Origin of the sequence: Streptomyces dryopteridis (assembly GCF_049606955.1) — a bacterium.
Taxonomy (GTDB): domain Bacteria; phylum Actinomycetota; class Actinomycetes; order Streptomycetales; family Streptomycetaceae; genus Streptomyces.
This window is the reverse complement of sequence record NZ_CP187113.1, coordinates 3,815,074-3,829,561: the sequence shown is the minus strand read 5'-3', so window position 1 is coordinate 3,829,561 and position 14,488 is coordinate 3,815,074. Positions and strand designations below refer to the sequence as shown.

At 73.6% G+C, this 14,488-nt stretch carries 9 protein-coding genes; 6 read left to right on the top strand and 3 right to left on the bottom strand.

Translation table 11 applies throughout. From position 1 onward, the window contains the following. Positions 1–58: 58 nt before the first annotated feature. The 4 genes from ACN20G_RS16325 (at position 59) to ACN20G_RS16310 (ending at position 6,220) form a co-directional block, all read left to right on the top strand. On the top strand, positions 59–1,468 hold the full coding sequence (locus ACN20G_RS16325; protein ID WP_424213517.1) for an ABC transporter substrate-binding protein: 1,410 nt from the start codon (positions 59–61) through the stop codon (positions 1,466–1,468). Beyond that, entirely contained in the window at positions 1,465–2,826 is a 1,362-nt protein-coding gene (locus tag ACN20G_RS16320; protein ID WP_424215538.1) for an ABC transporter permease subunit, read from the top strand. Before ACN20G_RS16325 ends, ACN20G_RS16320 begins: the two co-directional genes overlap by 4 nt. Next, complete coding sequence (locus ACN20G_RS16315; RefSeq protein WP_424213516.1) at positions 2,823–3,701, top strand: carbohydrate ABC transporter permease; 879 nt, start codon at positions 2,823–2,825, stop codon at positions 3,699–3,701. Before ACN20G_RS16320 ends, ACN20G_RS16315 begins: the two co-directional genes overlap by 4 nt. A gap of 197 nt (positions 3,702–3,898) precedes the next feature. Further along, complete coding sequence (locus ACN20G_RS16310) at positions 3,899–6,220, top strand: bifunctional glycosyltransferase/CDP-glycerol:glycerophosphate glycerophosphotransferase (protein ID WP_424213515.1); 2,322 nt, start codon at positions 3,899–3,901, stop codon at positions 6,218–6,220. Positions 6,221–6,227: 7 nt separating this feature from the next. Here the strand turns inward: ACN20G_RS16310 and ACN20G_RS16305 are convergent, their stop codons facing one another. Beyond that, on the bottom strand, positions 6,228–6,866 hold the full coding sequence (locus ACN20G_RS16305) for a TetR/AcrR family transcriptional regulator (RefSeq protein ID WP_424213514.1): 639 nt from the start codon (positions 6,864–6,866) through the stop codon (positions 6,228–6,230). Between the two features lie 158 nt (positions 6,867–7,024). On the opposite strand from ACN20G_RS16305, the gene ACN20G_RS16300 reads away from it, so the two are divergent. Both ACN20G_RS16300 and ACN20G_RS16295 read left to right on the top strand, forming a co-directional pair. Further along, the gene (locus ACN20G_RS16300; protein WP_424213513.1) at positions 7,025–7,951 is read left to right on the top strand and encodes an ABC transporter permease; all 927 of its coding nucleotides are present in this window, start codon (positions 7,025–7,027) and stop codon (positions 7,949–7,951) included. Further along, on the top strand, positions 7,944–8,777 hold the full coding sequence (locus ACN20G_RS16295; RefSeq protein ID WP_424213512.1) for an ABC transporter ATP-binding protein: 834 nt from the start codon (positions 7,944–7,946) through the stop codon (positions 8,775–8,777). Before ACN20G_RS16300 ends, ACN20G_RS16295 begins: the two co-directional genes overlap by 8 nt. On the opposite strand, the gene ACN20G_RS16290 is transcribed toward ACN20G_RS16295, so the two are convergent. Together ACN20G_RS16290 and ACN20G_RS16285 are read right to left on the bottom strand one after the other, a co-directional pair. Beyond that, the gene (locus ACN20G_RS16290) at positions 8,744–9,217 is read right to left on the bottom strand and encodes an ATP-binding protein (RefSeq protein ID WP_424213511.1); all 474 of its coding nucleotides are present in this window, start codon (positions 9,215–9,217) and stop codon (positions 8,744–8,746) included. The two genes, ACN20G_RS16295 and ACN20G_RS16290, sit on opposite strands and share 34 nt — an antisense overlap. A 179-nt stretch (positions 9,218–9,396) precedes the next feature. Next, complete coding sequence (locus ACN20G_RS16285) at positions 9,397–14,370, bottom strand: NAD-glutamate dehydrogenase (protein WP_424213510.1); 4,974 nt, start codon at positions 14,368–14,370, stop codon at positions 9,397–9,399. Positions 14,371–14,488: the final 118 nt, after the last annotated feature.

The window sequence follows — 14,488 nt, the reverse complement described above, 5'->3', positions numbered from 1 at the left end:
ACGGCGGGCGGCGTAGACCTTGTGGCACGGAACACACCACGGGCATCGGGGGCCTTCCATGCGCAGCCGGGGACGAAGCCGTACGACGACCAGCCCGCGCGGCGGACGCGGCACGCTACGCGTCGCCGTCGCGGCGAGCGCGTTCGGCGCGCTCGTGCTGACCGCCTGCTCGGGCGGCGGCGGGGACGGAGGGCCGGGGGCGACGCCCACCGGCACGGCCGGCGCCGGCTCGAAGCCGACCGTGCAACTGCCGCGCCTGGACGGGCAGAAGCTGGAGGTGGCGGCGGTGTGGACGGGCGCCGAGCAGGAGAACTTCGTCAAGGTGCTCAAGGAGTTCGAGAAGCGCACCGGGGCGACGGTCTCCTTCGTGCCGGCCCAGGACCCGATCGTCACCTTCCTCGGCACGAAGGTCGCGGGCGGCGCCCCGCCGGACGTGGCCCTGTTGCCGCAGGTCGGCGCGCTGGTCCAGACCGTGCGCAACAAGTGGGCGCAGCCCGTGGGCCCGGAGGCCCGCTCGCAGTTGGACAAGAACTACGACGCGGGCTGGAAGGACCTCGGCGCGGTCGACGGCAAGCAGTACGGCGTGTACTACAAGGCCGCCAACAAGTCGCTGGTCTGGTACAACACGAAGGCGTTCGAGGCGGCCGGGATCTCGGCCGAGCCGAAGACGTGGAAGGAGTTCCTGGCCACGGCCGAGCAGTTGTCGGCCTCGGGGACCCCGGCGGTGTCGGTGGCGGGCGCGGACGGCTGGACGCTGACCGACTGGTTCGAGAACGTGTACCTCTCGCAGGCCGGGCCGGAGAACTACGACAAGCTCGCCAAGCACGAGATCAAGTGGACCGATCCGAGCGTGGCGAAGGCGCTGACCACCCTGGGCGAGCTGTTCGGCCGGGCCGACTACCTGGCGGGCGGCGCGGACGGGGCGCTGGCCACCGAGTTCCCGAAGTCGGTGACGCAGACGTTCACGGGCGGGGACCGGCCGGCGGGCGCGATGGTCTTCGAGGGCGACTTCGTGGCGGTGAACATCGGGCAGACCGAGGCGAAGGTGGGCACGGACGCGAAGGTGTTCCCGTTCCCGGCCGTGGACGCGGGCAAGTCCCCGGTGGTCTCGGGCGGTGACGTGGCGGTGGCGCTGAAGCCGGGCGCCGGCGCGCAGGCCCTGCTGACGTTCCTGGCGTCGACGGACGCGGCGGAGATCCACGCGCGCGCGGGCGGCTTCCTGTCGCCGAACCGGGCGGTGGACCCGGCGGCGTACCCGAACACCATCCAGCGCGACATCGCCAAGGCCCTGATCGCGGCCGGGGACTCGTTCCGCTTCGACATGTCCGACCAGGCGCCGGCGGCGTTCGGCGGGACCCCGGGGGCGGGCGAGTGGAAGGCCCTCCAGGACTTCCTGAAGAACCCGAAGGACGTGGCGGGCGCGCAGGAGCGGCTGGAGAGGGACGCGGCCAAGGCGTACGGGAACTGACGGCCGTGCCGACGGTGGCGGCGGACGGGGTCCCCGCGCGCGCGTCCCGGTCCGGTCGGGCCGGGGCGCGGCGCAGGGCCCGGTGGGTGGCGGCGGCGTTCCTGGCGCCGGCGCTGGTGCTGCTCGGGGCGCTGGTGGTGCAGCCCATCGGGTACTCGGTGTGGCGGTCGCTGTTCGACCGCACGGGTTCGGTGTTCGTGGGCGCCGGCAACTACCGGGAGATCGTCTCGGACGAGGCGATCCGGCGGGCGCTGGGGAACACGGCGCTGTGGGTGGTGTTCGCGCCGACCACGGCGACCGTGCTGGGCCTGGTGTTCGCGGTGCTGACGGAGCGGGTGCGGTGGGGCACGGCGTTCAAGCTGGTGGTGTTCATGCCGATGGCGATCTCGATGCTGGCGGCGGGCATCATCTTCCGGCTGGTCTACGACCAGGACCCGCAGCGGGGGGTCGCGAACGCGGTGGTGGTGGGGGTGCACGACACGTTCGCGCCCTCGTCCTCGTTCCCGCGGGCGCGGCCGGGGCGGGATTCGCCGTTGGCGGCGGATCCGGGGGCCAAGGGGGCGTTGCTGACCCGGGAGCCGGTGCGGGCCGGGGTGCCGGTGGCCCTGCCGTTGGTGGGGGTGGCGCCGGAGTCGCTGCCGAAGGAGACGAGGCCGGTGCGGGCGCTCGGGCCCGAGCCGGGTCGGGTGACGGGCTCGGCGTGGCAGGACTTCACGCGGGGCGGGGGCGGGCGGACGAACGTGCCCGATCCGACGGAGTCGGGGTACGCGGGGATGCGGGTCGAGGCGGTGGACGCCTCGGGCCGGGTGGTGGCGCGGGCGGTGACGGCGTCGGACGGTTCGTTCTCGCTGCCGGCCGTCGCCGACGGGACGCGGCTGCGGTTGCCGGCGGAGAACTTCGCGGCGCCGTTCGCGGGCGTGGCCTGGCTGGGTCCGACGTTGGTGACCCCGGCGGTGATCGGCGCGTACGTGTGGATGTGGGCCGGGTTCGCGATGGTGCTGGTGGGGGCGGGGTTGGCGGCGGTGCCCCGGGAGCTGTTGGAGGCGGCGCGGGTGGACGGGGCCTCGGAGTGGCAGGTGTTCCGGCGGATCACGGTGCCGGTGTTGGCTCCGGTGCTGGGGGTGGTGCTGGTGACGCTGGTGATCAACGTGATGAAGGTCTTCGACCTGGTGTACGTGATCGCCCCGGGGTCGGTGCAGGACGACGCGAACGTGCTGGCGCTCCAGCTCTACCAGACCTCGTTCGGGGCGGCGGCGGATCCGGGGCTGGGCAGCGCCATCGCGGTGCTGCTGCTGGTGCTGGTGGTGCCGGTGATGGTCTGGAACGTGGTCCGGCTGCGCAGGGAGGGACGGCGATGAGCGGCGCGCGATCCACCGCCCGGGGCGGGGGGCTGCCGGCGCGGCTGGCGGCGCGGGCGGCGGGCGGGGCGCTGCGGGTCTTCCTGCTGCTGACCGCGTTGTTCTGGCTGCTGCCGACACTGGGCCTGCTGGTCTCCTCCCTGCTGGGGAAGGACGATCTGGCGGAGGGCGGCTGGTGGCGGGCCCTGGTGGCGCCGGCGAAGCTGACGGCGGCGAACTACGGGCACCTGCTCCAGGACGACCGGATCACGGGTTCGCTGCTGTCGACGGTGGCGATCACGGTGCCGGCGACGCTGCTGGTGCTGCTGCTGGGGGCCTTCGCGGGGTACGCCTTCGCGTGGCTGGAGTTCCCGGGCCGGGATTGGCTGTTCCTGCTGGTGGTGGCCCTGTTGGTGGTGCCGGTGCAGGTGGCGCTGCTGCCGGTGTCGAAGCTGTTCGGGACGCTGGGGCTGTTCGAGACCACGGCGGGGGTGGTGCTGTTCCACACGGCGTTCGGCCTGCCGTTCGCGGTGTTCCTGTTGCGGAACTTCTTCGCGGAGATCCCGCGCGAGCTGTTGGAGGCTGCGCGGCTGGACGGGGCCGGGGAGCTGCGGTTGTTCGCGCGGGTGGTGCTGCCGCTGGGCGGGCCGGCGCTGGCCTCGCTGGGCATCTTCCAGTTCCTGTGGGTGTGGAACGACATGTTGGTGGCGCTGGTGTTCGCGGACTCCTCGAACCCGCCGATCACGGTGGCGCTGCAACAGCAGGTGCGGCAGTTCGGGAACAACGTGGACGTGTTGGCGCCGGGCGCGTTCCTGTCGATGGTGATCCCGCTGGTGGTCTTCTTCGCGTTCCAGCGGCAGTTCGTGTCGGGGGTGATGGCGGGGGCGGTGAAGTGAGGGGGCCGGGCCGGCGCAGAGACCTTTCCCCTTCCGCCCGGCACGGGCCCCGGCCCGCCCGAGCGTGTCGGAATGGCCGATTCCGCGTTGACGTGGCCGGTTGACGCGGTCTCAGCCGTTCGCCTGACCTGCCGTGACCATCGGGGTCCGGGCACGGTTGCAGGGCGACATGCCCGCGCCGACCCTCTGGATGTGCCGTGCCCCGGTTCAGCGTCATCGTGCCCGCGTACAAGGTTCGGGCGTACCTCCGCGAGAGCGTCGATTCGGTGCTGTCGCAGGGGTGGACCGATCTCGAACTGATCGTGGTGGACGACGCCTCCCCCGACGCGGGCGGCGCCCTGGCCGACGAGCGGGCCGCCGCCGACCCCCGGATGACCTCCGTGCGGCTGCCGCGCACCTCGGGGCCGGGCCCGGCGCGGGCGGCGGGGCTGGCCCGCGCCACCGGTGACTACGTGGTCTTCCTCGACGGGGACGACGTGCTGGCGCCCGGCGCGCTCCAGGCGATCGCCGACCGGCTCAAGGAGACCGGCTCCCCGGACGTGCTCCTGCACGGGCACGCGCACGCGCGATGGGACGGCTCCCTGGTGCGCGACCCGGCCGACCGGCATCTGACCGAGGAGGGCGCGGCCTCGTTCCGGCTCGTGGACCGGCCGGCGCTGCTGACGCTGCCGGGGGCCTGCTGGCAGGGCACGTGGCGGCGGGAGTTCCTGGAGCGGCAGGGGCCGGTGTTCGGGCCAGGCCGCCACGAGGAGGTCGCCTGGACCCTGCCGGCGCTGCTGGTGGCCGGGTCGGTGGCGGTGCTGGACCGGGTGTGCGTGCACGACCGGCGGCGCCGGGCGGGTTCGCTGCGCACGACCCCGGGCCCGCAGCACCTGGACCTGATCGACGCCTGGGACCGGGTGTTCGCGTTCCTGGCCGAGCGGCCCGCGCTGGACCGGTGGCGGCCGGCGCTGCACCGGCGGATGGCCGAGGATCTGCGGGCCCTGCTCGACGACCGGGTGCGGCTGCCGCGCGCGGACCGGGCGGAGTTCTTCAAGCGGGCCGCCGAGGCGCTGCGCCGGCACCGTCCGCCGCGCGTGGCCGACGCTCCGGCGGTGCCGCGCGGCTCGAAGGGCGACGCCCTGCGCCGGCTGCTGCTCCTGCTGCGGGCGCGCGGCGCGTACGGGGCGGTGGCGCGGGCGGGCGCGGCGGGTCGGCGCGCGGCCCGCTGGCCGGGCCGGCCGGGTCGGGCGCTGCGGGCGGCGTGGGCGGCCTGGTACGGGCGGCTTCAGGAGCGGTTGCCGCTGCGCGCGGATCTGGCGGTGTTCGCCTCGGGCCGGGAGCCGGTGCTCGGGGGCCGGGGGACGTGCGGGGGGTACGTGGGGGACGCGGCGGCGATCGAGGCGAAGGTGCGGGAGCTGGCGCCGGGGGTGCGCACGGCGTGGGTGTGCGGGCCGGAGCGGGCCGGTGGGCTGCCGGCCGGGGTGCTCGCGCTGCGGCCGGGGTCGCGGGCGCACCGGGCGGCGGTGGCGCGGGCCCGGTGGCTGGTGGGTCCGGTGACGACGGACATCGCGGGCGCGCCGCGGCCGCGGCGGGCCGGGCAGACGGTGCTGCCGACCGGGCTGGGCACCCCGCTCAAGCGGGTGGGGCTGGACGTGGCGGACCGGCCGGCGGCGGCGGGTTCCCTGGACCCGCGGGCGCTGTTGGCGACGGCCGACCGGTGGGACCACGTGCTGTCGGGCAATCGGTACGCCTCGCTGGTGTGGGAGCGGGCGGTGCCGGCGGCGTGGACCACGCTGGAGTACGGGCACCCGCGCAACGACCTGTTCCACGCGGCGGGTCCGGCGGAGGTGGCGGGGATCCGGGAGCGCCTGGGCATTCCGGCGGGCACGACGGTGATCCTGTACGCGCCGACCCACCGCGACTACCTGGCGGGGCGGCCGGCGCGGCCGGACTTCGCGCGGCTGCTGCGCGATCTGGGGCCCCGGTTCACGCTGTTGGTCCGCTTCCACGACCGGTACGCCGGGCTGCCGGACCCGACGCCGGCGCGGCACCCGCGCCTGATCGACGTCTCGGAGCACCCCTCGCCAGCGGAACTGTGCCTGGCGGCGGACGCGTTGGTGACGGACTACTCGTCGCTGATGTTCGACTACGCGGTGCTGGACCGGCCGATCGTGATCCACGCGGACGACTGGGAGGCATACGAGGCGGCCCGGGGCAGCTACTTCGACCTGCGGTCGGCGCCGCCCGGGGCGATCGCGCGCACCGAGGACGAGCTGATCGACATCTTCTCCACGGGGCACTGGCAGGGTTCGCGCTCGGCGCAGTTGCGGGCGGCGTTCCGGGCCCGGTTCTGCACCCACGACGACGGTCTGGCGGCGGAGCGGGTGGTGCGGCGGCTGTTCCTGGAGGACCCGGCCTCGGTGCCGGCCCCGGTGCCGTTGGAGGACCGGGTGCCGTGTCCGACGGAGTTCCCGGCGGGCGCGGGCCCGGACCGGGCGGCGGACCCGCAGAAGCCGGGGCGCGGGCGCCGGGCCTGAGGCCGGTTCAGCCGGTCGCCTTCAGGGAGGCGGTGACGGCGTCGGCGAGGAGGTCGAGGGCGGCGGCGTCCATGGCGTCACCGACCACCGCCAGGCGCCAGTAGAGGGGGCCGATCGCGAGGTCGAGGGCGTGGTCGGGGTCGACGGAGGCGGGGAGTTCGCCGCGCGCGACGGCCTGGGCCACGATGTTCTCGGCGAGCCGGCGCTGGCCGTCGAGGAGGGCGCCGCGCACGGCGTCGGCGAGTTCGGGGTTGCGGGCCGCCTCGACCAGCAGGTCGGGCACGACGGCCGAGGCCACGGGGTGGCGCAGGACCCCCGCGAGGACCTCCAGCAGGGCGCGCAGGTCGCCCCGGAGGCCGCCGGTGTCCGGGGTGGGGACGCCGAACGCGGCGAACATCGAGATCAGGTCCAGCACCAGGTGCAGCTTGGACTTCCAGCGGCGGTAGACGGCGGTCTTGCCGACCCCCGCGCGGCGGGCGATGCCCTCGATGGACATCCGGCCGAAGCCGACCGTCGCGAGCTCCTCCAGCACGGCCTCGCGGATGGCGTCCGTCACGTCCTCGCGGAGCACGGCCGCGCCGGCGGGGGCGCGGCGGGGGGCCGGGGAGGCGGCGGGGGCGGGGCGGGAGGCGGGTGGTGGGGTCATGGCGTCGAGCATAGCCCCGGTTCCGTCACGACGATACGGTTGCGTTCCGACGCTCGCGAGCCTACTCTCCACGTAGCGACGATACGGACCCGTCCCGACGTAAAAGGGACGCAAAGTCCCGCGCCGCGCCCGTGCACCCACCGGCGAAAGCGATCCCCGTGCCCCCTGTGACGACCACCCCACCGGCCCCCGCCGGCGCGCCGCCCGTGCCCACCCCGGCCGAGCTGACCGCCCTCGCGGAGGCCCACGGCCTGACCGTCAGCGGCGCCCGACCTCCCCTGCGCCGCTACGCCCGCGCCCTGTGGGACCGTCGCCACTTCGTCACCGGCTTCGCGACCGCCCGCATGCGCGCCACCTACGGCAACGCCAAGCTCGGCCAGGTCTGGCACCTGATGACCCCGCTGCTCAACGCCGCCGTCTACTACCTGATCTTCGGCATCATCATGAAGGCCAAGCGCGGGGTCCCCGACTACATACCCTTCCTGGTCACCGGCGTCTTCGTGTGGGACTTCATCGGCAGCTCCATCAACGCCGGCACCCGCGCCATCCACGGCAACCTCGGCCTGGTCCGCGCCCTGCACTTCCCCCGCGCGAGCCTGCCCATCGCCTCCGTCATCCAGCTCTTCCAACAACTGCTGGTGACGATGGCTGCCCTCGTCGTCATCCTGATCGCCTTCGGCCAGCCGCCCCGGCTCTCCTGGCTGCTCGCCGTCCCCGCCCTCGTGCTGATGGCCCTCTTCTGCTCCGGCTGCGCCATGGTCCTGGCCCGGATCGGCAGCAAGACCCCCGACGTCAGCCAGCTCATGCCCTTCGTGCTGCGCACCTGGATGTACGGCTCCGGGGTCATGTGGAGCATCGACGCGATGCTCAAGAACGACCACGCCCCGGCCTGGGTCACCACCGCTCTCAAGACCAACCCGGCCGCCGTCTACATCGACCTCATGCGCTTCGCCCTCATCGACAGCTACGGGCACCACAACCTGCCCGCCCACGTCTGGCCCATCGCCCTGGGCTGGGCCCTGCTCGCCGGCGTCGGCGGGTTCGTCTGGTTCTGGAAGTCCGAGGAGGAGTACGGCCGTGGCTGAACCCCGCACCACCCCCGCCCCCGCCCCCACCGCCCGCACCGGTCTCGTCCCCACCGTCATCGCCGACGACGTGCACGTGGTCTACCGCGTCACCACCGGCGGCGGCGGCAAGGGCGCGGCCACCGCGGCCCTGCGCCGCATGCTCACCCGCACCAGGCCCGGCGAGACCCCCACCGGCGGCAAGGTCCGCGAGGTGCACGCCGTGCGCGGGGTCACCTTCGTGGCCCACAAGGGCGAGGCCATCGGCCTGATCGGCTCCAACGGATCCGGCAAGTCCACCCTGCTGCGCGCCATCGCCGGCCTCCAGCCCCTGCACGCCGGGCGCGTCCTCACCCACGGCCAGCCCTCCCTCCTCGGCGTCAACGCCGCCCTGATGAGCGACCTCAGCGGCGAGCGCAACGTCATCCTCGGCGGCCTCGCCATGGGCATGAGCCGCGCCGAGGTCCGCGAACGCTACGAGGACATCGTCGACTTCTCCGGCATCAACGAGAAGGGCGACTTCATCTCCCTGCCGATGCGCACCTACTCCTCCGGCATGGGCGCCCGGCTGCGCTTCGCCATCGCCGCCGCCAAGGACCACGACGTCCTCATGATCGACGAGGCCCTCGCCACCGGAGACGCCCGTTTCCAGCGCCGCAGCCAGGACCGCATCGAGGAACTCCGCGAACGCGCCGGCACCGTCTTCCTCGTCAGCCACGGCATCGGCACCATCCGCGAGACCTGCGACCGCGCCATCTGGCTGGAGCACGGCGTGCTGCGCATGGACGGCCCCAGCCAGGAGGTCTGTGACGCCTACGAGGAGTTCACCTCCGGCGCCCGCCGCTGACCCCCCTCCCCCGGCCCCCGGGCCAGCTCCGCCCACACCGTCTTGCCCACCACCCGCTCCGTCACCCCCCACGACAGCGCCACCCCCGCCACCAGCCACAACCCGAACCCGCACGGCTCCGGCCCCGCCCCCGGCAGCGCCGCCGGGGCCACCGGCGGCCGGTCCCCGCGCGGATCCGACACCGCCACCCGCACCACCTCCGGCCACACCTCCAGCCGCACCCCGAACCCCCGGCCCGGCACCCGCGCGTGCCGCACCGCGTTCCCGGCCAACTCGGCCACCACCAGACCCACGTCCCCCTCCCCCACATGCTCGACCCCCCACCCGGCCAGGGCCGCCACGGCTCGGTGCCGGGCCAGTCGGACCCCGCGCGCGGTGGCGGGGAAACGGTCGGTGAACACGTGCGCGGCGGCCGGAGCGGCCTCGGAGAAGCTCGTCATGAGCCCAACCTCCCGCCTGTGCGGCACCTGGCAAGTCCCGCGTCACCCACACCGGTACACGCACCCGGAAAACCGCCCGAAACCGCCCGACCCTCCCCCCGGGAACGCCCGAAGGCCGGGCCCCGCACCGCCCCGCGAGGGAGCGGCCGGGATCCGGCCTCCGGCTGTGGCCCCGGGCCTCAGCTGTGCGCGCGCAGCAGCGAGCGCATGGTGCGCATCGCCACCGACAGGTTCGCCAGGTCGAAGTCGTCCGAGCCCTGGATCTCCTCCAGCGTGGTGCGCGCCCGCCCGATGATCGCGGCGTTCTTCTCCTCCCACGCCTTGAACCGCTGCTCCGGCGTCGAGGTGCCGTTGCCCACGGCCAGCACGTCGGCGGTGAGCGCCGCGTGCGCCGCGAACAGGTCCTCGCGGATGGAGGCGCGGGCCATGGACTGCCACCGGTCGTTGCGCGGCAGTTCGATGATCCGGTCCATCAGCTGGGTGATCTCCAGCCGGTCGCCGAGGTCGTAGTACACCTCGGCCACCGCCAGCGGGTCGAGCCCGGTGCGGTCGGCGATCGCCACGATGTCCAGGGTCGGGAACGCGGAGGAGAACCCGGCCACCTTCGCCGCCAGCTCCTCCGGCACCCCGGCCTCGGTGAGCTCGCCGACGATGGACTCGTACCACTCCAGGTCCGCGCCGCGCACGAGCTTGGGCAGCTCGGCCCAGACCCGGGCCACCCGCTCGCCGAAGAACTCGATGGTCTCGGTGATCTCCAGCGGCTGCGGGCGGTTGTTGAGCAGCCAGCGGGTGCCGCGTTCGACCAGTCGCCGCGAGTGCAGCCGGATCCGGGTCTGGACGTCGGCCGCGACCCGGTTGTCCAGGGCCTCGACGGCGTCCCAGACCCCGGCCAGGCCGAAGATCTCGCGGGCCGCGAGCTGCGCCCGCACGATCTCCTCCAGCGCCGCCCCGGTCTCCTCGCGCATCCGGTGCAGGACGGTGGAACCGCCGGTGTTCACGGTGTCGTTGACGAGCAGGGTGGTGATGATCTCGCGGCGCAGCGCGTGCCCGTCGATCTGCTCGGGGAACCTCTCGCGCAGCGCGGCCGGGAAGTAGGCGTGCAGCAGGCGGCGCAGGTACGGGTCGTCGGGCAGCCCGGTGCCGATCAGCTCGTCGGCCACGGTGATCTTCGTGTAGGCGAAGAGGACGGCGAGCTCCGGCTGGGACAGGCCCTTGCCGGTGTTGAGCAGCTCGCGGATCTGCCGGTCGTTGGGCAGGAACTCCAGGGCCCGGTCCAGCCGGCCCTCGCGGCCGAGGCGGCGCATGAAGCGCTGCTGGGCGTTGAGGAGGCTCGCGGCCTGGGCTCCGCCGTTGGCGAGGGCGGTGTTCTGCGCGTAGTTGTTGCGCAGCACGAGCCGGCCGACCTCGTCGGTCATCTGCGCGAGCAGCCGGTTGCGCTGCTTGACGGTCATGTCCCCGTCGGCGACGACCGCGTTGAGCAGGATCTTGATGTTGACCTCGTGGTCGGAGGTGTCCACGCCGGCGCTGTTGTCGATGGCGTCGGTGTTGACCTTGCCGCCCTCGCCGCGGACGCCGCCGGAGCGGGCGAACTCGATCCGGCCGAGCTGGGTCAGGCCCAGGTTGCCGCCCTCGCCCACGACGGCCGCGCGCACGTCGGCGCCGTCCACGCGGATCGCGTCGTTGGCCTTGTCGCCCACGTCGCCGTGGGTCTCGGTGCTCGCCTTGACGTAGGTGCCGATGCCGCCGTTCCACAGCAGGTCCACGGGGGCCTTGAGGATGGCCTGCATGAGTTCGGCCGGGGTCAGCTTGGCCACGCCGTCCTCGATGCCGAGCGCCGCGCGGACGTGCGCGTTGATCGGGATCGCCTTGGCGGTGCGGGGGTGGATCCCGCCGCCGGTCGACAGCAGGGAGGTGTCGTAGTCGGCCCAGGAGGAGCGGGGCAGCTCGAAGAGCCGGCGGCGCTCCGCGTGGGAGACGGCGGCGTCGGGGTTCGGGTCGAGGAAGATGTGCCGGTGGTCGAACGCGGCGACCAGGCGGATGTGCTCGGAGAGCAGCATCCCGTTGCCGAACACGTCGCCGGACATGTCGCCGACGCCGACGACCGTGAAGTCCTGGGTCTGGGTGTCGTGGCCGAGCTCGCGGAAGTGCCGCTTGACGGACTCCCAGGCGCCGCGGGCGGTGATGCCCATGCCCTTGTGGTCGTAGCCGGCCGAGCCGCCGGAGGCGAAGGCGTCGCCGAGCCAGAACCCGTACGACTCCGCGACCCCGTTGGCGATGTCGGAGAAGGTGGCGGTGCCCTTGTCGGCGGCGACGACGAGGTAGGTGTCGTCCTCGTCGTGGCGGACCACCCCGCGCGGGGGCACGACCTCGCCGGCGACCATGTTGTCGGTGATGTCGAGGAGCGCCGAGATGAAGACCTTGTACGAGGCGATGCCCTCGGCGAGCCACGCGTCGCGGTCGACGGAGGGGTCGGGGAGGTTCTTGGCGACGAACCCGCCCTTCGCGCCGACCGGCACGATCACCGTGTTCTTCACCATCTGCGCCTTGACCAGGCCCAGGACCTCCGTGCGGAAGTCCTCGCGCCGGTCGGACCAGCGCAGGCCGCCGCGCGCGACCTTGCCGAAGCGCAGGTGCACGCCCTCGACGCGCGGGGAGTACACCCAGATCTCGTAGGCGGGGCGGGGCGCCGGCAGGTCGGGGATGGCCCGCGGGTCGAACTTCATCGACACGTAGGAGTGCGGGCGGCCGTCCTCGCCGAGCTGGAAGAAGTTGGTGCGCAGGGTGGCCCGGATGACGGTGAGGAAGGAACGCAGGATGCGGTCCTCGTCGAGGGAGGCGACCTGGTCCAGGGCCCCGTCGAGCTCCTCCAGCATCGCGTCCACGAGTTCCGTGCCGGCGGACTGCCGCTCGGGGTCCATGCGGGCCTCGAACAGGGAGACCAGCAGGCGGGTGGTGTGGACGTTGGTGCGGAGGGTGTCCTCCATGTAGTCCTGGCTGAAGGTGTAGCCGGCCTGCCGCAGGTACTTGGCGTAGGCGCGCAGGACCACGGCCTGGCGCCAGGTGAGGCCGGCGCCCAGGACGAGGGTGTTGAAGTTGTCGTTCTCGGCCTCGCCGGTCCACACGGCGGCGAAGGCGTCCTGGAAGCGTTCGCGGGCGTCGTCGCCGAGCCGGCCGGCCTCGCCGCCGGGCTGCGCGGGCAGCCGCAGCCCGAAGTCGTAGACCCAGGCCACGGTGCGGTCGGCGCAGCGCAGTTCGTAGGGCCGCTCGTCGGTGACCTCGACGCCCAGGCGCTGCAGAACGGGCAGGACGGCGGAGAGGGAGACCTGCTCGCCGTGCCGGTAGATCTTGAAGCGGCGCTCGCCGGGGCCCGCGCCCACGGGCTCGTACAGCGACAGCGCGAACGCGTCGTCGCCGTCGGCGAGCCGTTCCAGGCGCACGAGGTCGGCGACGGCGGCGCGCGGGGAGTGGTCGGCCTTGTAGCCCTCGGGGAAGGAGGAGCCGTAGCGGCGCAGGAGTTCGGCGGCGCGTTCCTCGCCGCACTCCGCGGTGAGGGCCTCGGAGAAACCGTCGGCCCAGGAACGGGCGGCCTCCACGAGCCGGGCCTCGATGCGCTCGGCGTCGGCGTCGGTGAGGGCGGGCAGTTCGGTGCCCTGCGGGACGCGCACCACGAAGTGGATGCGGGAGAGGATCGACTCGGTGTTCCAGGCGGTGAAGTCGACGCTGGTGCCGCCGAGTTCCTCCTTGAGGATGTCGATCAGCCGCAGCCGGACCCCGGTGGTGTAGCGGTCGCGCGGCAGGTAGACCAGCGCCGAGTAGTAGCGGCCGTACTCGTCCTGGCGCAGGTACAGCCGCAGCCGGCGGCGTTCCTGGAGGTAGAGCACGGAGGTGACGATGGCGCGCAGCTGGTCCACGGGGGTCTGGAACAGCTCGTCGCGCGGGTAGGTCTCCAGGATCTGGAGCAGGTCGCGGCCGTCGTGGCTGGCGGGCGAGAACCCGGCCAGCTCCAGGACCTCGGCGACCTTGCGGCGGATCACGGGCACCCGGCGCACGGACTCGGTGTACGCGGCGGAGGAGAACAGGCCGAGGAAGCGGCGTTCGCCCACCACGTTGCCGTCCGCGTCGAACTTCTTGACGCCGACGTAGTCGAGGTAGGACGGGCGGTGCACCGTGGCGCGGCTGTTGGCCTTGGTCAGCACCAGCAGCCGGTGCTCGCGGGCCTTGGCGCGGGCGTCGGCCGGCAGCCGGTTGAAGGAGGGGGAGACGGGGTGGCTGTCCTCGCCCTCGTTGTGCAGCGGGTCGGAGCGCAGCACGCCCAGGCCGGTGCCGGGCACGGCCACGAGGGCGTCGTTGTCGACCAGGTCGTACTCGCGGTACCCGAGGAAGGTGAAGTTGTCGTCGGCGAGCCAGCGCAGCAGCTCGCGGGCCTCGTCGAGTTCGCCCTCGCGCAGGTCGGGGGCGACGGGCTCGGCGGGCAGCTCGTCGGCGAGGCGGCGGGACGCCTCGCGCATCTTCTCCCAGTCCTCGACGGCCTCGCGCACGTCGGACAGGACGCGCAGCAGGTCGGCGGTGATCTGCTTGAGGTCGGCGCGGTCGGTCTCGCGGTCGATCTCCACGTGGATCCAGGACTCCACGAGCGCGTCGTGCGGGCGCTCGCCGACGGGCGCGCCGTGCGCCTCGCAGTCCGGGCCGAGGATCTCGATGAGCTTGCCGGTGACGTCGCGGCGCACGAGGACCTGCGGGTGGATCACCACGTGGATGCCGCGGCCCTGCCGGGACAGCTCGTTGGTGACGGAGTCCACCAGGAACGGCATGTCGTCGGTGACCACCTCGACCACCGAGTGGCTGGAGGTCCAGCCGTTCTCCTCGACGGTGGGGGTGTGCACGCGCACGTTGGCGGTGCCCTGGGGGCGGTTCTCGGCGAGCCGGTAGTGCGACAGCGCGGCGCCGAACACGTCCACCGGGTCCCGCCCGGTGAGGTCCTCGGGCGCGGTGTGCAGGTAGTACCGCTGGAGGTAGGCGAGCACGGTGTCCGCGTCGGGGCGGGTGCCCTGCGCGGGGCCCGACGGAAGGAGACCTCCGGCCGGGCTGTTCTCGGCTACCCGGGCCGCCCGTGCGAGCAGCTCCGCCTTGGCTTCGTCCAGCTTGGTCTGCATGTCCTCTGGCTCCTGTCGCGCGCCGTTGCGTGACGTAGGGGAAGGAAGGGAACGACGACGACGCGGGACGTCCGGAGGCGGACGGGGGATCCCGCCGCGTGCGGTGTCGACGCTATGT